We start from the raw sequence: 20,830 nt of genomic DNA on the forward strand, positions 1-20,830 counted from the left end.
CCCCTGAAAGGCGCGGCGAAGCCGCTGCCTCAGGGGCGCGGGGAACTGCGCGGCCCGCCCCCACCGGCGGTCAGGCGGTCACGGCCCGCGTCAGCCTGCTAGCTCCGGCCCAGGAAGATCGGGTTCGTGAAGGCGGCCAGCGGGCCGGGAAGGCCCGGCGTCACCGGCGCGTGGCGGACCTCGGCCCGTACGTACGCCGCGTACGAAGGCGTCGTCCGCCACTCCGCCGTCCCGGAACCGGATGAGGGCAGCGCGGGGGCCGTGAAGAGAGGTCCCTGGTCCGTCACGAAGTGGATCGTGCAGCCGGGGGCGCCCGTCACGTCCAGACGGACACTCACCGGGGCGTCCTGCTCGACGTAGAGACGGTCGCCGATACCCGCCTGCTTGCCCTTGCCGCCGGTGGCCGTGAACTTGACCGCGACGTTCTTGTTCTCGGCGACATAGCTGTGGCCCGCGCGGATGCCCGCCTGGATGGCGTCGCGAGTCAGGGACTCCGCGAGGACCACCGTCTGCGGGGTGCCGACGGGGTCCGGGTCGCGGTGGGCGTCGCTGTTGCCCGTGGCCGGGATCCACGGCTTGCGGCCCCTCACCGACGCGACCAGCGTGCCGTCCCACTCGGCGAGTGACACCTCGTCGTCCGGGGTGTACGCGCCGTTCCACACCTCCACCGCGTCCGCCTCCGCGAAGCCGAACTTCCAGTTGCAGCCGATGCAGGTGCCGTGCGGATGGGCGGGCACGACGAGGCCGCCCGCGTCGCGGACCTCGCGGGCGAACTTGCCGAAGCGGTTGTCGCGGGCGCGGTAGCGCCAGTCGATGAACGTGCCCGGGTCCGTGCCGAGGGCGACCACGTGGCCGTTGCGCGTGGTGACCTCCTCGCCCAGCATGACCAGGAGGTCGTCGCCGGCCGCTGCCGCCCAGTGGGCGTGCGAGGAGTGCGTGTTGTGGTCGGAGGAGTTGATGAAGTCCAGGCCCGCGGCCCGCGCGAGCGCCGCGATCTCGGCCGGGGTGCGCCTGCCGTCCGAGTGCCAGGAGTGCAGGTGGCAGTCGCCGCGGTACCAGGCGCGGCCACGCCCCTTCGCCCGCTCCGGCGGATAGACGGGCTTGGGCGTCTTGCCGGGCTCCCCGTACTTGAGCGTGATCGTGACCACGTAGGGCAGGCCCTGCGGGGCGACGGTGTACGGGCCGAGCGCGATGTTCCAGGTGCCCGCCTTGACCGGGCCCGGGATGTAGCCGGGGGTGGCCTCGTCGGCGCGGATGAAGAACTCCGTGCGCGCGCCGCCCGACCAGCCCCGGAAGCCCTTGCCGCCGAGGGCCGTGCCGCGCTGGTCGAAGACGCCGATGTCCAGGGCGTTGTTCTGGGTGCCCGCGGGGACGGTGACCTTCTCGTAGGTGTACGCGACGTGGATCTCCCGTACCCCGTCCGGGACTTCGACCGGGAGGTACACGAAGTCGGGTGACCCGGTGGGCAGCGTCCCGCGCACCACCTTGGTCTCGTCGCCACTTCCGGATTCACGCCCTGCGGCGCTCGCGAAGCTCACGCTGTTCAACGTAAGCGCGGCGGCGGCTCCCGTCACGAGCAGACCGCGCCGGTTGAGGGGCGTGTTGGCGGATCTGGTCCGGTGGTGTTCGTCCTCGCACATGTGTCGGCTCCCAGGGGTGTCGGAAGGGACTGCAGGGCAACCCTGGTATTGAGCCGTGAACTCGGGCGCAAGGGAAGGCAATTGACAGACTTACGGGTGGTGTCGGGCCTGCGCCGCTCTCTGCCGTGCTTCAGCGGCCGCCGCGGGCCTTGCGAACGCGGCGGACGGCGATCATGACGACGATGATGATCGCGATGACGGCGATGATTCCGATGATCAGCCCGACCCCGCCCTTGGACTTCTTCTTCTTTTTCGTCTTCTTGGGCTTGGACTGGGACTCGTCCGCCGCCTTGGTGTCCGTCCGGACGGTGACGGCTCCTGTCGCGTACGTCGTCGAAGCAGGAGCCGTGTCCGAAGCCGGTACGACCCTTGGAGCGGCCGCGTACGCCCCCGCGGAAGCCGCACCCCCCAGCAGCGTCCCGAGCAGCAGCAGTACGGTCGCGAAACGAAGTCGAAGTCGAAGTCGCATGAGGAATCCCCCGATTCCGTCGATTGCGCCGATTCAGTCGATTCCGGCGGATCCTAGGCCACCCGGGGCCGCGCGCCTAGGCGCGTGCGGCGGTCGTATCCCCCGCTCCCCCGTGCGGCGGAGGCGTGCGCGCGCCGATCGGCCCGTACGTCGATGTGACGGCCCCGGCCCCGCGGACAGCATGACTCGCATGTTGAAGATGAGCGCATTGCCGGACGTCCCCCGCTGGGCCGTGATCGCCGCCCACGCCGTCCCCCTCGCCACCCTCCCCTCCGGCCTGTGGCGCGTCGCCCTCGCCGCCGGGCTTCCGGTGGCGGACGAGCCCGTCGGTGACTGGGCCGAGATCGTCTACGTCCTCGGGCTCAGCGTCGTCGCCGAGTGCCTCGCCCTGCTGACCCTCGGCCTGGTGCGGGGCTGGGGCGAAGTGGTGCCGGGGTGGATACCGCTGCTCGGCGGGCGCGAGGTGCGGCCGCTCGCCGCCGTGGTTCCGGCGCTGCTGGGCGCGGTCGGCCTCTTCGGGCTCCTGGGCTGGTCCGCCTACGCCCAGTACGCGGACCTGGGGTCCGGCGTCACGGACCACCCCGTCAAGCAGGCGGTGCTCGTGGCCTGCTACGCGCCGCTCGTCGTGTGGGCCCCGCTGCTCGTCGCGGTCACGGTCGCGTACCACCGGCGCCGGAAGGGACACACGGGCCCGGCATGGACTCCTGCGCCGCTGACGGCTAGTAAGTGAGCCCCGCTCCCGTACGAGCAGGCCGTGCGCGCATCACACGGCCGCGTACGACGACGTGACCGGAGGCCACCACATGCGCGTTGCCGCCACGCTCTACCTCACCGACCAGACCATCACCCCTGTCCGCCTGGCCCGCGAGCTGGAACAGCGAGGCTTCGCGGGGCTCTACCTCCCCGAGCATTCCCACATCCCCGTGTCCCGCGAGACCCCCTACCCCGGCGGTGAACTCCCGCCCGAGTGCGCCCGCATGCTCAACCCCTTCGTCGCCCTCGCCCAGGCCGCCGCCGTCACCGACCGCCTTGGCCTCGGCACGAACATCACGCTCGTCGGACAGCACGACCCCATCGACCTCGCCAAGCAGATCGCGACCCTCGACCACCTCTCCGGCGGCGGCCGTCTCACCCTCGGCATCGGCTTCGGCTGGAACAGGGAGGAGGCCGCCGACCACGGCGTCGAGTGGCGCACGCGGCACGCGCTCGTGCGGGACCGGATGGCGGTCATGCGGGCGCTGTGGGCCGAGCGACCGACGGCGTACGAGGGCGAGTTCGCGAGCGTGCGTGCCAGCGAGGTCCACCCGAAGCCGGTGCGTGCGCCCCGCACGCTCATCGGGGGAGCGGCGGGCCCCAAGCTGTTCGCGCGGATCGCGGAGTACGCGGACGGCTGGCTGCCCATCGGCGGGGCCGGTCTTCGCGAAGCGCTCCCCGCACTCCGTGCCGCCTGGGCCGACGCGGGCCGGAAACCCGGCGACCTGTACGTGGCGCTCTCCGCCGTCGAGCCGACCGAGGGCAAGCTCGCCCACTACGAAGAGCTAGGCATCGACGAGGTCATCGTGCAGCTACCGGCGCGCGGAGAGACGGAGGTGCTGCGCGCGCTCGACGGGTTCCAGCGATACGTGCCCCGCACACCTGCCCCGGACGGCCGGCCCGTAACCAGCACTGACCTGTAGCTGTTTCTGTGGGAGGTCGCTCGTATGCTCGGACGCATGACCAACAGCGCGCCGCAGGACAAAGCACCCCAGGAGCCGACCCCCGCGCCGGCACGGCCCACCGCCAACGCCATGCGCCGCGCACTCAAACGCGCCAGGGACGGCGTCGCGCTCGACACCGCGGAGGCCGCCGTGCTGCTCCAGGCGCGCGGCGACGATCTGAAGGACCTCGCCGCGTCCGCCGCGCGGGTGCGTGACGCGGGGCTCGCGGCGGCGGGACGGCCGGGCGTCATCACGTACTCGAAGAAGGTCTTCATCCCGCTGACGCGGCTGTGCAGGGACAAGTGCCACTACTGCACCTTCGTGACCGTCCCCGGCAAGCTGCGGCGCGAGGGGCACGGGATGTTCCTGTCGCCCGACGAGGTCATCGACATCGCGCGGCGCGGCGCCGAAATGGGCTGCAAGGAAGCCCTGTTCACGCTCGGCGACCGGCCCGAGGACCGCTGGCCCGAGGCGCGCGAGTGGCTGGAGGCGGAGGGCTACGACGACACCCTCGCCTACGTCCGCGCGATGGCGATCCGCGTCCTTGAGGAGACGGGCCTGCTCCCGCACCTCAACCCGGGCGTCATGACCTGGACCGACCTCCAGCGGCTCAAGCCCGTGGCGCCGTCCATGGGCATGATGCTGGAGACGACGGCGACCCGGCTGTGGAGCGAGCCCGGCGGCCCGCACTACGGCTCGCCCGACAAGGAGCCCGCCGTGCGGCTGCGGGTCCTTGAGGACGCGGGACGCTCGAACGTCCCCTTCACCACCGGTGTTCTCATCGGGATCGGCGAGTCGTACGAGGAGCGGGCGGACGCGCTCTTCAAGCTGCGCTCGACGCAGCGTTCGTACCACGGCATCCAGGAAGTCATCGTCCAGAACTTCCGCGCCAAGCCGGACACGGCCATGCGCGGCATGCCGGACGCCGAGCTGGAGGAGCTGGCCGCGTGCATCGCGGTGTCCCGGCACATCCTGGGCCCCAGCGCCCGCATCCAGGCCCCGCCGAACCTCGTGGACGCCGAGTACGCGCTGCTCATCGGCGCGGGCATCGACGACTGGGGCGGCGTATCGCCCCTCACGCCCGACCACGTGAACCCGGAGCGGCCCTGGCCGCACATCGACGAACTCGCCGAGAAGACCGCCGAAGCGGGCTTCGAGCTGCGTGAACGCCTCACGATCTACCCGGAGTTCATCGAGCGCGGCGAACCCTGGCTCGACCCCCGTCTCCTCCCGCACGTGCGCGCCCTCGTCGACCCGGAGACGGGCCTCGCGAACCCCGATGCCCGCCCCGCAGGCCTGCCCTGGCAGGAGCCCGACGAGGGGTACGTGGCCTCCTCCGGCCGCACCGACCTGCACCGCACGATCGACACGACGGGCCGTACGTCCGACCGGCGCGACGACTTCGACGAGGTGTACGGCGACTGGGAGGCCCTGCGCGAGCAGGCCGCGCCCGGCATGGTGCCGTCCCGCATCGACGGTGATGTGCGGGCGGCGCTCAAGACGGCCGCCGACGATCCGACGCGCCTGACGGACGAGCAGGCGCTCGCGCTCCTGCACGCGGACGGGCCCGCGCTCGACGCGCTGTGCGGCATCGCTGACGACCTGCGCAAAACGATGGTCGGCGACGACGTCACGTACATCGTCACGCGGAACATCAACTTCACGAACGTCTGCTACACCGGCTGCCGCTTCTGCGCCTTCGCCCAGCGCAGGACCGACGCGGACGCGTACACGCTCTCCCTTGACCAGGTCGCCGACCGTGCCGCGCAGGCGTGGGACGTCGGTGCCACCGAGGTGTGCATGCAGGGCGGCATCCACCCCGACCTGCCCGGCAGCGCGTACTTCGACATCGCGCGGGCCGTGAAGGAGCGCGTGCCGGGCATGCACGTGCACGCCTTCTCGCCGATGGAGGTCGTGAACGGCGCGACACGGACCGGTCTGTCGATACGGGACTGGCTCAGCGCGGCGAAGGAAGCGGGCCTGGACTCGATTCCCGGCACGGCGGCGGAGATCCTCGACGACGAGGTGCGCTGGGTCCTGACCAAGGGCAAGCTGCCCACGGCCACCTGGATCGAGGTCGTGAGCACGGCCCACGAGCTGGGCATCCGCTCGTCGTCCACGATGATGTACGGGCACGTGGACCAGCCCAGGCACTGGCTCGGGCACTTCCGCACCCTCGCCAAGATGCAGCAGGACGCGCTGTCCAAGGGTGTGGAGGGCTTCACGGAGTTCGTGACGCTGCCCTTCATCCACACGAACGCCCCGGTGTACCTGGCGGGCATCGCGCGCCCGGGACCGACGACGCGGGACAACCGCGCGGTGGTCGCGATGGCGCGGCTCCTGCTCCACCCGCACATCCCGAACATCCAGACCAGCTGGGTGAAGCTGGGCACGGAGGGGGCGGCGGAGATGCTGCGCTCGGGGGCGAACGACCTGGGCGGCACGCTGATGGAGGAGACCATCTCCCGGATGGCGGGCTCCAGTTACGGCTCGTACCGCTCGGTCAAGGACCTCGTCGCGATCGCGGACGAGGCCGGGCGTCCGGCGAAACCACGGACGACGCTGTACGGAGAGGTGCCCCGGGAGCGCCAGGAGGCGGCCGCCGCTTCGGACGGCCACCTCCCGGAACTGCTGCCGGTTCTCGACTAGGGGCTCTCGGGGGTCAGGAGCCCCTGGCCGGAGTCCGCAGGGGCAGGGGTCAGCGGGTGATCCTGGAGCCGAAGCGGGCTCCTGCCTCCGGGGTGCCCAGGGAGGACGGGCTGAACGACGTGATGCCGGTCGTCGTCAGGCCCGTCTTGGCGCCACGGAACAGCCAGGCGGCGCCCGAGTCCTTGGTCGTGCCGTCTTCCTGCGGCACGCCCACGGTCAGGTCGGCGAGGCCGTCCTTGTTCACGTCGGTGAGCTGGACCTCCTCGCCGAAGTAGTCGCCCTTCTCCGAGACGCCGGGGACGGCCGCCGTGTCCTGGTTGAAGGCCTGGGCGCCGGTGCCGGTCAGGCCGTTCGCGCCGCCCTTGAGCAGGACGACCGCACCGGCGTCCGCGACGTTGCCGAGGTTCTCGCCGGGCACGCCGACCGCGATGTCGGCGTAACCGTCGCCGGTGGCGTCGCCCGCGGTGATGGAGTAACCGAACTGGTCGCCGTACTCCGGACCGTTGATCTCCGCCGCCTCGCCGGCGCCCGGGACGCCCGCGGTGTCCTGGTCGATCTTCGCGGTGCGGGTGGAGAAGCCGTCCTTGGAGCCGTAGATGACCCGGATCGCGCCCGCGTCGTACACCTGGGTCTCGGAGACCTCGTCGACCTCGTGGGCCACCAGGTCGCCGTACCCGTCCTTGTTCACGTCGGCGATGACGCCGTTCGTCGTGAACTTCTTGGTCGCCGTCGACGTCTTGGAGAGGCCGTCCTTGGTGCCCTTCCACAGGCGCGAGGAGTGCTGCATCTCCTCCATGGCGTGGCCCGTGACGAGGTCGTCGGCGCCGTCACCGGTCACGTCGCCCACGATGAGGTCCTGGGGGCCGTCGTCGCCGTTCTCGACGGACGAGGTGGAGGCGGGCTTCCCGTCGCGGGTGAACGGGCCGTAGCGCACCTCCATCTTGGACTGGTTGTTGGTGACGAGGTCGGTCTTGCCGTCGCCGTTGAAGTCGCCGGCCTTCAGCTGGTCCGTGTAATCGCCCACCAGCGGGCCGCCCTTGGTCAGGCCGGCGGCGGAACCCCAGACCACGGCGTCGACCTTGCCGTTGTTCACGACGAGGTCGGTGTAGCCGTCACCGTCGAGGTCGCCGGCGGTGGAGGTGCCGAAGCGGCCGTTCTCCTCGGGGTCGGCGGGTACGCCGGGGGTGGTGCGGTCGATCTGCTTGGGGTGCGCGGTGTCGGCGCCGGACGCCGAGCCGTACACGATGGAGACGTAGCCCGCGCCGGCCACGCCGTCGACGGTGCCACCGGGGGCGGAGATGGCGAGGTCGGCGTATCCGTCATGGTTGAAGTCGGTCACCGGCTTGGCGGCCGCGGTGGGGGCGGCGCTGGCTGAACCGGCCGTGGCCACGAGGGCGAACGGCGTCGCGAGCGCGGTGACGGCGACTGCGGCTATGAGTGAACGTCGCACTGATCCTCCTGTGGGGAAAACTGCTGTGACACAAGGTGTGACACAGGAGGAGACAGGCGCCTGGGGCAAGCGGTTGTACACCGCAGGTTCATCGTTACGACGCCCGGACATTTCCGTTACGAAGTCCCGGGTTTCCCATTGGACAACTCCCGCCCCAACCGCCGTAGTTCACTCATCGGCGAAACGACCGGACACCTCTCCCCATGTGGCCATTCCATGGACATTTCGCGATCCCTCTGAAGGCGGATAAAGAGAGCCCGTGAAGGCCGGTCAAAAGTGATCTCAGGGGCGACTCTTCAGATATCTCTTCGCCACCGAACCGACTGTTCCCGGTCGATTACAGTGCTGCGCAGAAGTGCAGGGGAGAGCAGGGGAGGAGGTGCGATGAGCACCGCAGCAGCCACCGGAGTCTGGGGCCGCACCGAGCAGCAGGACTTCCGCAGCCGGGTCCGCGGCACGCTCCTCGGCGCCGCCGTCGGGGACGCCCTGGGCGCCCCCGTCGACTCACTGAGCCTCGACGGGATACGGGAGGCGCACGGCGCCGAAGGGCTCACCGAACCCGCCCCCGCGCACGGCAGGCGCGGCGCCGTCACCGCCGCCACGCAGCTCACCCTCTTCACCGTCGACGGACTCATACGCGCCCAGGTGCGCCGCGACACCGGCGCCTGGCATCCGCCCACCGATCTGCACCGCGCGTACCGGCGCTGGTCGGCCACCCAGAGGGACTGGGGACCCGACGAGCGGCGCAAGGAGGACGGCTGGCTGGCCCGCGAGGAGTGGCTCTACTCGCGCCGCTCGCCCGCCCGTGCCTGCCTGGTGGGGCTCGGGGACGACACCATGGGGACGCTCGAAGCCCCCAAGAATCCGGCGGAGAAGGGGGCGGAGGCCGTCACCCGGTCCGCTCCCTTCGGGCTCCTGGTCGGCTGGGAGCCGCAGCTGGTGCTCCAGCTGGCCGTGGAGTGCGCGGTACAGACGCACGGCCACCCCACCGCCTACCTCGCGGCCGGCGCGCACACCGTCCTCGTGCACGGCCTCGCCCGCGGGGAGTCCCTGGACGGCGCCATCCAGCGGACGCTCGCCCTGCTGGCCGCCCGCCCCGGCCACCAGCCCGTCACGGACGCCCTGAAGCACGCGCTCGGGGCCGTCCGGCAGGGGATGCCGTCTCCCGTACGGGTGGAGGAGCTGGTGGGGGACGGCTCGGCGGAGGGCGTGCTCGCCGGGGCGGTCTACTGCGCCCTGGTCGGCGACGACATCCGCCACGGGCTGCGCCTCGCCGTCAACCACGGGGGCGCGTCGGCTGCCGCGGGCAGCTTGTGCGGTGCGCTCCTCGGCGCGCTGCACGGCGAGACCGCGCTGCCTCCGGGCTGGCTCACCGAGCTGGAGGGCCGGGCGACGATCCTCGAACTGGCCGACGACTTCGCGATGGAGATGACACAGGGTCCGGCACTGCACGGGCCTGCGGTTTCGTCGCCGGGGTGGTTGGCGCGGTATCCGCGGGCGTGAAGAGGGAAGGACGACACCGGACGGGCTGATGTGATCAGCCCGTCCGGCGTTTGAGGACGAACTCGGCGAAGCCGGTGATTTACGGCAACCGCTCCTGCGGGGTCACGACACCGTCCGCATCCTCCGCCGGGGGCGGAACAACTGCTGAACCGGCGGAGCCATCCCCATCCCCATCCGTATTGATCTTCTCGATGAGCGCGTCCCGCTCCGGAGTGTCCTCCGGCTTCAGGTAGCCGACCAGGATGTAGAGGACCAGCGAGACCGCGAGCGGGATCGAGACCTGGTACTCCAGGGGCACCCCGCCCTCGACGGCCCAGTTGATCGGGTAGTTGACCAGCCAGAAGGCGAGCAGACCCATCGACCAGCTGGTGAGCGCGGCCGTCGGTCCCGACTTGCGGAACGTACGCAGCAGACCCAGCATCATCGGGATCGCGATCGGACCCATCAGACCGGCCACCCACTTGATGACGACCGTGATGATGTCCTTGAACGTGGGCGAGTTGACCTGGGTGGCCACCGCCATCGAGAGGCCCAGGAAGATCACGGTGGTCAGACGCGCCGCGATCAGGCCCTTGCGGTCGTTCCAGCCCCTGGCCGCCTTGGACACCACCGGCGCCACGTCCCGCGTGAACACCGCAGCGATCGCGTTGGCGTCCGATGAGCACATGGCCATCGTGTGGGAGAAGAAGCCGACGATGACCAGGCCCAACAGGCCGTGCGGCAAGAGCTGTTCGGTCATCAGGGCGTACGAGTCGGAGCCGTCGGGCGCCTTCGCGTCGACCAGGAGCGGTGACATCCACATGGGGAAGAAGAGGACGACCGGCCAGACCAGCCACAGGATCGCGGAGAGCCGGGCCGAGCGCGCGGCCTCGCGGGGAGTCGCCGTGGCCATGTAGCGCTGGGCCTGGTTGAGCATGCCGCCGTTGTACTCGAAGAGCTTGATGAAGAGGAACGCCAGCAGGAAGACCGTTCCGTACGGCCCGACCAGCGGTTTCCCGTGTCCGGCCAGCTCGGGCTCGTCCCACACCCCGAAGAAGCCGCCGTGGTCGCCGAGCTTGGCCACCACGGCCACGAACATCGCGACACCGGCCAGGAGCTGGATGATGAACTGGCCGAGCTCGGTCAGTGCGTCGGCCCACAGACCGCCGATGGTGCAGTAGATGGCGGTGATCACGCCGGTGATCAGGATGCCCTGGTTGATGGAGATACCGGTGAAGACGGAGAGCAGCGTGGAGATGGCGGCCCACTTGGCGGCCACGTCCACGATCTTCAGGAGCATCCCGGACCAGGCGAGCGCCTGCTGGGTCTTCAGGTTGTAGCGGTTCTTGAGGTACTCGAGCGGCGATGCCACGTGCAGCCGTCCGCGCAGCCGGTTGATGCGGGGCGCGAAGAGCTTCGAGCCGATGGCGATGCCGAGCGCGATCGGGAACGACCAGGTGATGAAGGACGTGACGCCGTACGTGTACGCGATGCCCGCGTACCCGGTGAACATCACCGCGCTGTAGCCGGACATGTGGTGCGAGATGCCGGACAGCCACCAGGGCATCTTGCCGCCCGCGGTGAAGAAGTCGCTGACGTTGTCCACGCGCTTGTGCGACCAGACGCCGATCGCGACCATGATTCCGAAGTAGCCGATGAGCACGGCCCAGTCGAGACTGTTCATGTGCCCCCTCCAGGGGTCCGCCTTGTGAACTGCGCTGAAATGCCGTGCACTTCGCCAGTTTCGTGTCATAAGGGACGTGGGCGGCCTTGAAGTGCCCGCTCATGGTGGGTTCGGGCGCACGGTGCGGACAACCGCCCGTGAGGTCAAGAGCGAGTAAAATCGTTCTGTTTGCTGACCTGCGTTCACATCCTTGATCCTGCCGTGGGATCTCCGGAGAGCGCGAAAGCACGCAAAACGGCTGTACGGAACCCAAGGTCCGTACAGCCGTGATCAGTTCGGCGGCGCGGTGCCTACCGCATCAGCTCCCCCGCGTTCACCAGGAGCGACTGCCCCGTGATCGCCCGCGCCCTGTCCGACGCCAGGAACACCGCCGCGTCCGCCACGTCCCCGTCCGTCGCGAGGTCCGGCAGCGCCATCCGCTCCGCGAGGCGGCCCCGCACCTCGTCCTCCGGCACCCCCTCGGTGTGCGCGGTGAACTGGACGTACGCCTCGACCGGCGGACCCCACATCCAGCCGGGCAGCACCGTGTTGACCCGGATCCGGTCGGGCCCCACCTCGTGCGCCAGGGAGTACATCGCCGAGGTCAGCGCGCCCTTCGACGCCGCGTAGGCCGCCTGCCGCACCTGCGAGGGCGACGCGACGGCCGACTGCGTGCCGATGAACACCACCGAGCCGCCGCGTTCCTTCAGCGCGGGCAGACAGGCCCGCGTCATCCGCAGCGTGCCGAGCAGATTGACGTCGATGACCTGCTGCCAGGTCGCGAAGTCCGCGTCCTGTACGCCTCCGAAGTAGCTGTCCCAGGCGGCCACGTGGACCACGGCGTCGATCCCGCCGAAGCGCTCCCGCGCCAGTTCGGCCAGGGCCTCGCACTGGGACTCGTCGGTGATGTCGGTCGGGCGGTAGGCCGTGCACGTCCCCTCGGGATCGATCTCCGCGGCCGACTTGGCGAGGTTCGCCTCCGTGCGCGCCCCGAGGACCGCGCGGCCTCCGTCCCGTACGACGGCGGCCGCCACCTGATGGCCGAGACCGGCACCTACTCCCGAGACGACGACGGTCTTTCCTTCGAGGAGCGAGTGCATGGGGCGCCTCCCGACTCTGGCAGTTTTGCTGACGGGGCGTCAGAGTATGGGCGACCACCGGAGGAAGGAAGAGGGAGGAAGGGGAGAGGCATGAGTGACGACACCCGCGAGAACGCGCGCGACGCCACCCGCAGTGAGGTCTACGGCGAGCTGGCCGCCCTCGGCCCGTACGGAGTGCATCCGGGCCACGCCCTGATCACCATGGTCGAACCGCATCCGGGCCACGAGTACGCGTACAACCGCTGGTACGAGGACGATCACTACTACGCCGGCGCGATGGCGATGCCCTGGATGTACGCGGGCCGCCGCTGGGTCGCTCCCCGGGAGCTGCAACTCCTGCGATACCCCGAGAAATCGGCGGTCGCCCAGCCCGTGACCGCGGGCTGCTACCTCTCCACGTACTGGGTCACCGAGGGCCGCTACGACGACCACATGAAGTGGACCGTCGGCATCAACAAGCGCCTGAACCGCGACGGCCGCGTCTACCAGGACCGCACGCACGTGTTCACGGCCTTCCAGGACCACGAGGCCACCGTCTACCGCGACGGCGCGGCCGGGCCCCGCGACTTCCACGCGCTCGACCACCCCTACCGGGGCCTGGTGCTCGAAGTCGTGGACGCCGATTCGGGCGAGCAGCGGGAGGAACTGCTCGAGTGGCTGCGGGCCAAGCAGCTGCCGCGCGCACTCGCCGGGTCGCCCGCCGCGATGGTGACGATCTTCCGGCCGACTCCGCTGCCGGGGGACCGCATGACGTACGTGAAGCAGGTGGAGGGCGTCGACACGCGGCTGACGCTGCTGTGGTTCCTGCAGGCCGATCCGCGGGAGTGCTGGCAGGAGCATTTCGCCGGTCGGGCGGACGCGGTCGCGGAATCGGGGCTGGGGAGGGTGGAGCTGGTGGCGCCGTTCATTCCCACGGTGCCGGGGACCGACACGTACGTCGATCAGCTGCGGTAGCCCTTGGAGGATCCGGGACGGGCCGAGCCCCCTCGGCCGGGACGGCGGGCCAGTCGAGAGGGCTCAATCGGTTCTGCTTATGCGGTTGTTGATCTCTCGCTGATCCTGTGGTGCTGATGCGCAACGGGACGCGTATCAGCCGAGGTGTGACGTCTCCCGGCCGACCTCGGAGACGAACGCGCTCCACGACGCCGAGGGAAAGGCGAGGACGGGCCCCTCGGTGACCTTTGAGTCCCGCACCGAAATCGCTGCGGAAAGGGGGGACTTGACCTCGACGCATGCGCCGTTTCCCGTGGAATACGAGGACTTTACCCACGTATTCGTAGCGCCCTGATGAATTGCCATGGTTACTCCGGTTCGCCCAGTTGTTGAGTTTCGGTCACCGCCAAGAGCGGTTGCGCCAACTGATGTTGCTTGATGGCGTGAATGACGCTACTCGCCAACATCGCCGAGTGAAGGGAGCGTTCACTCGACCGGATGGCATATTCCAGTGGGGTCTTCCGCCTCGCCGAGGCTTAGGTGTACCGTGCGTCGCTTCTTCGCGGAGGGCCGTCAGATGTGCGGTGTATGCACTACCTTGCATACTCTTTCGCGATGTCTGCAATGAGTTGGCGCGATTGATCCACATTCAGTGCCTGGGCCCGGAGATGCTCGTACATCACGCTGTACTGCTGCACGTCGTTCGCCTTCTCCAGATAGAGGTCGCTCGTGACGCCCTCGATGTAGACCACGCTGGAATCCGCGGCGTCCGGGAATTCGAGAATCGCGTACTGGCCGTTGAGGCCCGGGTGCGCGCCCATCTCGAACGGGATCACCTGGACGGTCACGTGCGGCAGTTGGGACTGCTCCACGAGGTGCTCCAGCTGGTCGCGCATCAGATGCCGGGAGCCGACCACGCGGCGCAGCGCGGACTCGTCCAGGACGGTCCACAGGCGCAGCGGGTTCTCCGGCGCGTTGATGCGCTCCTGTCGGCGGACCCGGACCTGGACGCGCTTCTCGATGTCCGTCGGCGTGGTCTCCGGCAGCGCGCCGGTGATGAGGGCCTCCGCGTAGGCCCGGGTCTGGAGCAGTCCGGGGACGACCTGCGGGTCGTACACGCGCAGGGACGCGGCGTCCGTCTCCAGACCGATGTAGACGCTGTACGGGATGTCGCCGAAGGAGTGCCACCAGCCCTGCTGGCGGGAGTCCTTGGCCATCTGCATGAGGGAGTCGACGATGCGGTGGTCCTCGACCTCGTAGACGCCGCAGAGATCGCGGACGTCGCGCTGGCTGATCGAACGGCGGCCGTTCTCGAGACGGCTGATCTTCGACTGCGAGACCAGCAGGCGCTCGGCGACCTCCTCGGCCGTCATGCCCTTGAGCTCACGGAGCCTGCGGAGCTCCTGGCCCAACCGGCGTCGCCTGACGGTGGGATTGACGTTGGACGCCACGGACGTGCACCTCCGACTACATGCCTCTACTTTGCGTATCTGCTGTTCAGCAGAGTGCCACCAACGTGTCGCGCACCGCTGGGAAACAGCGGATGTGAAGTGCGGAGCGCACTGCGACGCGAAGAAGGACGTGAGGACTGCTGTGAAGGGTGCGGCCCGGCTGCACGGCGCCAAGAAGTGCGGCCGCGCGGGGCGGCGGTACCGGTGTCGTCGTCCGGACGTCCCGGTGCCAGTGCCCCGCGCGGCCCAGCGGCTCCCGTACCGGGTCTGGGGGACTGCGGTGCGGCGTTGCTGTTGCCGATGCTGCGGTCGGTCTCTGTTTCTTTTACTGCTTTTACTGCTTTTGCTGCCTTAACTGCGGTGCGGAGTTGCTGTTGCGACCTGCCTCAGTGGGCCACGGCACGTGCCATGGATCCGCGGCGCGGCTGCATCGGAACCCCGCCGGGTTCCGGAGCGGTCCTGGCCGGCTGTCGGCCACCGCCAGGTCCACCTGGTCCGCCCGGCCCGCCCGGACCCGCTGGGGCCGGACTGCGGCGCGGCTGAGCGGCCACGCCGTTCTGGACGTCCATCACGGCGTGTGCCACGAGGCCGCCCATCGGGTCGTGCCTGATCAGGTCCCGGAGACGGGAGCGCGATGAACGCCCTTCGTTGCCGGGGTAGAGGTGCTTGCCGAGTCCCACTGCGTGAGCGAGCGCGGCGAGCGCCGCGGTCCGCGGGTCCGGCGGGACGCCGGTGCGGATCGCACTGTCCAGCCGGGACCTGATGTCCCGGCTGATTGCCGTGTCCGTCGCTTGATAGCGAGTCGTCGGCAGCACTCCGCACATCTGGCCCGAAACGGCATGCACCATGCCGCACCGCTCCAGGTGCGCGAGGTAAATCTGGCGCAGCCCCAGTCGGGGCCCGCCAATCCAGTGGACTGCCCGAACCGGGCTGCCGCGCCTGCGCAGCAGTTCCAGTGCGGAGTCCAGAGTCGGATCTCCGGTCGGCCGTGGCATCACCACGGCGATACGATCCCCGTCTGGGGCTATCCGTCCGGCCAGCGCCAGCTCCACTAGCTGTGCTCCGGCCAGACCGAGGTCGAGCGACTGCGGCTGCGCTGTGGTACCCGTGGCCGGGTCCAAAGCGAGCAGCAGAAGCTCCTCCGGAATTGTTCTGCGGCTCCTGCCCATCCATGCCTCCCCGCGTGGATGAATGACAGGGTGACCCCTCTCACATTGGTCTGTCGAGAGTGCGTGACCGGTAAGTACGGGAACCAGTAGGTATGTCGTTCTCGTCTACCACGGGGGTTAAGCCCCCACACAGGACACTGGTACATGGTTCGGACAGCGGGTCCGGCCGTGTTTTGGCGCAACGGCAACGCGAGCGGCATGGCGTACGAGGAGGCATCGGTGGCGGGCGAGACCCCCGACAGGTCGAAGCAGCGGAAGTCGTCGGGGAACCCGACTGGGTCAGAACCGTCCGTTCCGGCGCAGTCGCCGGAGGAACGCGACCCGCGCCTCGCGGTGGCCCGCGAGGTCCCCGCGGCGCGCGAGGACCAGGCGACGGCGGTCTTCTCGACGAAGGCGGTGAAGGACGCGGCGGCGTCCGGTTCCAAGGACTCCGGGGGCTCCGGCGACTCCGCTGAGGGCGCCAAGGGCGCCGGGAGCGGGTCCAAGGGCGCGGAGAACGGCGACGCGCGGCTGCGGGCCGCTGTGGCGGCGTGGGTGGCAACGGCGGACGACGAGGTTCCTGAGGGCGCGGAGAAGGCGCCTGCGCCCGGCGAGGCGGCTGCCTCCGGCGACGACGCCCCGGCTGCCGACGAGGCTGAGGCTTCGACCGGCAGTGCGGCCGAAGAGCCCGCTGACGCGGGGGGTTCCTCCGGGGAGGCCGACGCCGACGCCGACACTGACTCGGGCAAAGCCGACGACGCGGACAGTTCCGGCAGTGCGGCTGATGAGCCTGCGGACGCGGAGGGGTCCTCCGGGGACGCCGACGGCGCCGAAAGCGCGTCCGGCGGGTCCGCGGGGGCGAATGGTTCCTCCGGGGACGTCAGCACCGACTCCGGCGAAGCCGACGTGGCGGACAGCACCGACAGCGCGTCCGGTGAATCCGCGGACGCGGAGGGTTCCTCCGAGAAGGCCGACACCGACGCTGACCCCGACGTAGCCGACGCCGTGGACAGCAGCGGTGGCGCCGTGGGCGAGCCTGCGGGCGCGGAGGGGTCCTCCGGGGGCGTCGACACGTCGGATGCCGCCGACAGCGCGGCCGATGAGCCTGCGGGCGCGGACGGCCCTTCCGGGAGCGCAGACGCCGCTGTGGCCGACAGCGCGGACGGCTCCTCCGGGGAGGGTGACGCGGCGGACAGTGCCGAGGACGCCGTCCCCGACGGTGCCGACAAGCCCGCCGCCGGCGAGGACCCCTCGAAGGGCGCCGACGCCGAGGACGAGGACGCCTCCGACAAGGCCGACGACGCCTCCGAAGCCGCCGACGACGACAAGGCCCCCACCGGCGGAGTCGACCAGGCCACCGCCGTTTTCAAGGCGCTGCCCCCGAAGGGCAAGGCCGTCGACCAGCCGACCACCATGCTCAAGATCGGCGACCACAAGCCAGGGGCCGAGAAGCCCGAGGGCAAGGTCGCCGACAAGGCTGAGGCGAAGCCTGAAGCAAAGCCTGATGCAAAGCCCGCTGCAAAGCCGGAGGGCGATGCCGAGCGCACCAGCAAGTTCGTCGCGCTCAAGCCGCTGGACAGCGCCCCGCCCCGCGGCGGCGCGCTGCCCCCGGCGACCCCCGCAGCCCCCGCAGCCCCCGCGACCCCCGCAGCCAAGGCGACCACGCCCGAAAAAGGCAACGTAGGCCCGGAGCGCACCACCCAGCAGCCGCTCCCTCCGCGACCCCCGCTCGACCTGCTCGCCGAGCTGACCAACACCCCGCCGCCGCCCGAGACCCGGGTCCGCACCACCGTGCGGCGAGTCAAGGTGTGGACGCCGCTGGTGCTGCTTCTGGTGATCGTCTTTGCGGTCGTACAGGCTGTCCGCCCGCTGCCGACGCCCACCCTGACGCTCACCGCGAAGGAGACCGTCTCCTTCGAGGGCGCGAAGCCGTCCATGCCGTGGCCGGGTGAGGGCCAGGCGGCGATGGACGTCAACGGCATCGGGACGTTCGGTACGTCCGGCGACCAGAAGCCCGTGCCGATCGCGAGCATCGCCAAGGTCATGACGGTCTACCTCGTCCTGCGCGACCACCCGCTGAAGCCGGGCAACAACGGCCCGAACATCCCGGTCGACGCCGCCGCGGAGAAGCACTACGAGACGGGCAAGGCGGAGAACGAGTCGGTCGTCAAGGTTTCCGAGGGCCAGAAGATCAGGCAGTACGAGGCGCTCCAGGCGGTCATGCTGCCGTCCGCGAACAACATCGCCAAGCTGCTCGCCCGCTGGGACAGCAAGAGCGATTCCGAGGACGAGTTCGTCGCGAAGATGAACAAGACGGCCAAGGAACTCGGCATGAAGAACACCCACTACACGGACCCCAGCGGCCTCGACAAGACGACCGTCTCCACCGCCGAGGACCTCGTGAAGCTGGGCCGGGCCGCGATGGAGGACCCGGTCTTCAACGAGATCTCCCGCCAGCCCAGCTACAAGGACCTCAACGGCGACAAGCAGAACAACTTCTTCGGGCTCGTCCCGACGGTCGCCATCGGCATCAAGACCGGCACCACCACCGCGGCGGGCGGCAACATCCTCTTCGCCGCGGAGCAGAAGGTCGGCGGCGAGACCCGCACGATCATCGGTGCCGCCCTCGGCCAGTACGGGGACAACGGCACGGCCAACATCGACGAGGTCACCGGGGTCACCCGCAAGCTCATCGAGGCCGGCCAGGACGCGCTCAAGGCCAAGAAGATCGTGAAGAAGGGTGATGTCGTCGGCGAGGTCGACGACGGCCTGGGCGGCACGACCCCGGTCGTCGCCACCAAGGACGTCACCGCCGCGGGCTGGTCGGGCCTGACCGTGAAGCTGAAGCTCGACGACGCGGACGGTCAGACGGTCCCGCACTCGGCGAAGGCCGGAACCAAGGTGGGCGTGCTGAGCGTCGGCGACGGCAAGGACGGCGCCGTGGAGGTGCCCGTCGCGCTCCAGGAGGACCTCGCAGAGCCGGGCTTCGGAGCCAAGCTCACGCGCGTCGGCTGACACCCGCGGCAGCGGTAGACAGCAGCAGTACGCAGGCGTGGGCGGAGGCGCAAGCCGCCGCCCACGCCCGTGCTTTGGCCGTGCTCGGCCGAACCCGCCCGGAGGGGGCCACCGCCCCCGGCACCCTTCGGGCGGTGCGTGCTAGCGTCACAAGTTCGGGGGAGTATGCCGGGGCTGAGTGACGGGGTGTTCCGGGACGGACCTCCTGGCACGGCCCCCCGGACGGACAGAACGACACGGGGAGTGCCGCAAGTGGCCACAGCGGAGCCGACGCGAGCCGACGACGCCGATCCTGATTCCGGCACCGGTGGCGGCACCCGCACCGGGGCGCGAATAAAGCTGCCCGCCCAGCGCAGCGCCCCCGTGGAACCCGAAGAGGCGCCCGCCTGGAAGCGGTTCCTGCTCCACCCCGTGACCATCGCGACCGGCACCGCGGCCGTCCTGCACATCCTGTGGTTCTTCATCTTCGCCAACAGCGGCGGAGACCTCGCCGCGCAGGACGCCTGGGCCGAGTTCGTCGGACGGCACCCCGACTCCGCGTACAACCTCGCCTGGTACGGCGGGATGCACCCGGTGTCGTACAGCGTCGTCTCGCCGTATCTGATGTCGGTGCTCGGCGTCCGGACCACGATGATGATCGCCGGGACGATCTCCGCGGCGATGCTCACGATGATCCTGGTCCGCAGCCGCGCGGTGAAGCAGCCCCTGTGGCCCGCGATGGCGGGTGTCTTCGCGCTGTTCTGCAACGCGGTGTCGGGCCGCGTGACGTACGGCCTCGGGCAGATGTTCGCGCTGATGGCGGTCGCCGCCGTCTTCTGCTGGCCCTACCGCTGGCGCTACAAGCGGTGGGCGAAGGCCCTGGTGGCGGCGCCCTTCGCCGCCCTCGCCACGATGGGAAGCCCGGTGGCCGGGCTCTTCGTGGGCATGGTCGCCGTCGCCCTGTTCCTCAGCAAGCGCTACCCCGGCGCGTACGCGCTCGGCCTCGCGCCCGCCGTCGTCGTGGGCATCTCCGCCTGGCTCTTCCCCTTCTCCGGCACGCAGCCGATGTCGTTCGGATCGGCCTCGCTGCCGCTGCTCTACTCCGCGTTCGTCTACTTCGCCGTACCGAAGGAGTGGAAGACCGTACGGATCACGACGGTCGTGTACGCCGCCTTCGTGCTCGGTGTCTGGCTGATCAACTCGCAGATCGGCTCCAACATCACCCGCCTCGCGATGTCCTTCTCGGCCGTCGCGCTGCTCGCGGCGCTGCCGTTCGCCGTACCGAAGACCCGCAAGTGGTACGTGGTCGTCGTGGCGCTCGTCGGCTTCGTCGGCTGGGTCGGTTACAAGGCGGGCGACGACGCGGTGCACACCACGCCCGTCGCCTCCTGGACGCGCGAGCTCGCGCCGCTCGTCAACGAGCTGCAGGAGGTCGGCGCGGAGAAGGGCCGCGTCGAGGTCATCCCCGCGCGCAGCCACCGCGAGGCCTCCGCGCTCTCCCCGTACGTGAACCTCGCCCGCGGCTGGAACCGCCAGGCGGACATGGAGCGCAACCCCCTCTTCTACGACGACACCCTCAACTCCGCGAACTACCACGAGTGGCTCCAGCGCTGGGCCGTGCATTACGTCGTGGTGCCCAACGGAGAGCCCGACGGCGACGGCGGCAAGCGCGAGGCCAAGCTGGTCGAGCGGGGCCTGCCGTACCTGAAGCAGGTGTGGGTCGACTCCAACTGGCAGCTGTACGAGGTCACCGACCCGACCCCGCTTGCCGATCCGCCCGCGGTCGTCGACCGTGCCGAGGCGGGCGGCATGACGATCGAGGTGAAGAAGGCGGGCCGCGTCCTGATCCGCGTCCCTTACTCGCCCTGGCTCAGCATCGTCGACGCCGAGGGCAAGGGCGTGGAGGGTCCGAAGGAGACCGAGGAGTCCAAGCGGCAGCAGGAGCTCGACGAGAACGCGCCCAAGAAATTCGACAACGTCAACGGCTGTCTGATGGAGGCCGAGGAGGACGCCGAGGGCGACAAGTGGACCGAGCTGCTCGCTCCGGGCCCCGGTGTCTACCGCCTCGGCGCGCCCTACCAGCTCCCGCGCGGCACGGCCTGCCCGGAAGAGATGCGCGAGAGCCTGCGCTAGGAGATGCGGGCAGGGAGATTT

General features: G+C 70.0%; 15 protein-coding genes. 7 read left to right on the forward strand and 8 right to left on the reverse strand.

Annotation, left to right across the window (positions count from 1 at the left end; all coding sequences use genetic code 11):
- Positions 1–98: 98 nt before the first annotated feature.
- Positions 99–1,640: a CehA/McbA family metallohydrolase gene (locus tag ACWFR3_RS05405; RefSeq protein WP_453733228.1), complete on the reverse strand. Its 1,542-nt coding sequence runs from the start codon at positions 1,638–1,640 to the stop codon at positions 99–101.
- 130 nt (positions 1,641–1,770) lie between these two features.
- A complete protein-coding gene (locus tag ACWFR3_RS05410) occupies positions 1,771–2,109 on the reverse strand; it encodes a hypothetical protein (RefSeq protein WP_453733229.1) in 339 nt (112 codons plus the stop codon).
- 190 nt (positions 2,110–2,299) lie between these two features.
- Between ACWFR3_RS05410 and ACWFR3_RS05415 the strand changes: the two genes are divergently transcribed.
- From ACWFR3_RS05415 to ACWFR3_RS05425, 3 genes are all read left to right on the forward strand, one after another.
- Positions 2,300–2,839 carry a hypothetical protein gene (locus ACWFR3_RS05415; protein ID WP_453733230.1) on the forward strand — a complete coding sequence of 180 codons (540 nt, stop codon included), beginning with the start codon at positions 2,300–2,302 and terminating at the stop codon, positions 2,837–2,839.
- Between the two features lie 73 nt (positions 2,840–2,912).
- The gene (locus tag ACWFR3_RS05420; RefSeq protein ID WP_453733231.1) at positions 2,913–3,785 is read left to right on the forward strand and encodes an LLM class F420-dependent oxidoreductase; all 873 of its coding nucleotides are present in this window, start codon (positions 2,913–2,915) and stop codon (positions 3,783–3,785) included.
- 36 nt (positions 3,786–3,821) lie between these two features.
- Positions 3,822–6,455: a bifunctional FO biosynthesis protein CofGH gene (locus ACWFR3_RS05425; RefSeq protein ID WP_453733232.1), complete on the forward strand. Its 2,634-nt coding sequence runs from the start codon at positions 3,822–3,824 to the stop codon at positions 6,453–6,455.
- Positions 6,456–6,504: 49 nt separating this feature from the next.
- Here the strand turns inward: ACWFR3_RS05425 and ACWFR3_RS05430 are convergent, their stop codons facing one another.
- On the reverse strand, positions 6,505–7,905 hold the full coding sequence (locus ACWFR3_RS05430; RefSeq protein WP_453733233.1) for an FG-GAP-like repeat-containing protein: 1,401 nt from the start codon (positions 7,903–7,905) through the stop codon (positions 6,505–6,507).
- A 384-nt stretch (positions 7,906–8,289) separates the two neighbouring features.
- Here ACWFR3_RS05430 and ACWFR3_RS05435 point away from each other — a divergent pair, with 384 nt between their 5' ends.
- Positions 8,290–9,408 (forward strand): ADP-ribosylglycohydrolase family protein, encoded by a 1,119-nt coding sequence (locus ACWFR3_RS05435; protein ID WP_453733234.1) that lies wholly within the window; start codon positions 8,290–8,292, stop codon positions 9,406–9,408.
- 79 nt (positions 9,409–9,487) lie between these two features.
- Here the strand turns inward: ACWFR3_RS05435 and ACWFR3_RS05440 are convergent, their stop codons facing one another.
- Together ACWFR3_RS05440 and ACWFR3_RS05445 are read right to left on the reverse strand one after the other, a co-directional pair.
- Positions 9,488–11,071 (reverse strand): sodium:solute symporter family protein, encoded by a 1,584-nt coding sequence (locus ACWFR3_RS05440; RefSeq protein WP_453733235.1) that lies wholly within the window; start codon positions 11,069–11,071, stop codon positions 9,488–9,490.
- A 290-nt stretch (positions 11,072–11,361) separates the two neighbouring features.
- On the reverse strand, positions 11,362–12,150 hold the full coding sequence (locus tag ACWFR3_RS05445; protein ID WP_453733236.1) for an SDR family oxidoreductase: 789 nt from the start codon (positions 12,148–12,150) through the stop codon (positions 11,362–11,364).
- Positions 12,151–12,240: 90 nt separating this feature from the next.
- Here ACWFR3_RS05445 and ACWFR3_RS05450 point away from each other — a divergent pair, with 90 nt between their 5' ends.
- Entirely contained in the window at positions 12,241–13,104 is an 864-nt protein-coding gene (locus tag ACWFR3_RS05450) for a hypothetical protein (protein ID WP_453733237.1), read from the forward strand.
- Between the two features lie 135 nt (positions 13,105–13,239).
- On the opposite strand, the gene ACWFR3_RS05455 is transcribed toward ACWFR3_RS05450, so the two are convergent.
- The 3 genes from ACWFR3_RS05455 to ACWFR3_RS05465 form a co-directional block, all read right to left on the reverse strand.
- A complete protein-coding gene (locus ACWFR3_RS05455; protein ID WP_453733238.1) occupies positions 13,240–13,449 on the reverse strand; it encodes a DUF397 domain-containing protein in 210 nt (69 codons plus the stop codon).
- Positions 13,450–13,676: 227 nt separating this feature from the next.
- Positions 13,677–14,534 (reverse strand): helix-turn-helix domain-containing protein, encoded by an 858-nt coding sequence (locus tag ACWFR3_RS05460; RefSeq protein WP_363211805.1) that lies wholly within the window; start codon positions 14,532–14,534, stop codon positions 13,677–13,679.
- Positions 14,535–14,920: 386 nt separating this feature from the next.
- Positions 14,921–15,703, reverse strand: coding sequence for a GOLPH3/VPS74 family protein (locus ACWFR3_RS05465; RefSeq protein ID WP_160505604.1), 783 nt, complete (start codon positions 15,701–15,703; stop codon positions 14,921–14,923).
- Between the two features lie 144 nt (positions 15,704–15,847).
- Here ACWFR3_RS05465 and ACWFR3_RS05470 point away from each other — a divergent pair, with 144 nt between their 5' ends.
- Both ACWFR3_RS05470 and ACWFR3_RS05475 read left to right on the forward strand, forming a co-directional pair.
- Complete coding sequence (locus tag ACWFR3_RS05470) at positions 15,848–18,697, forward strand: D-alanyl-D-alanine carboxypeptidase (RefSeq protein ID WP_453733239.1); 2,850 nt, start codon at positions 15,848–15,850, stop codon at positions 18,695–18,697.
- A gap of 252 nt (positions 18,698–18,949) precedes the next feature.
- Entirely contained in the window at positions 18,950–20,809 is a 1,860-nt protein-coding gene (locus ACWFR3_RS05475) for an MFS transporter (RefSeq protein ID WP_453733240.1), read from the forward strand.
- Positions 20,810–20,830: the final 21 nt, after the last annotated feature.

The sequence above is a fragment of the Streptomyces sp. NPDC055189 genome, assembly GCF_053606765.1.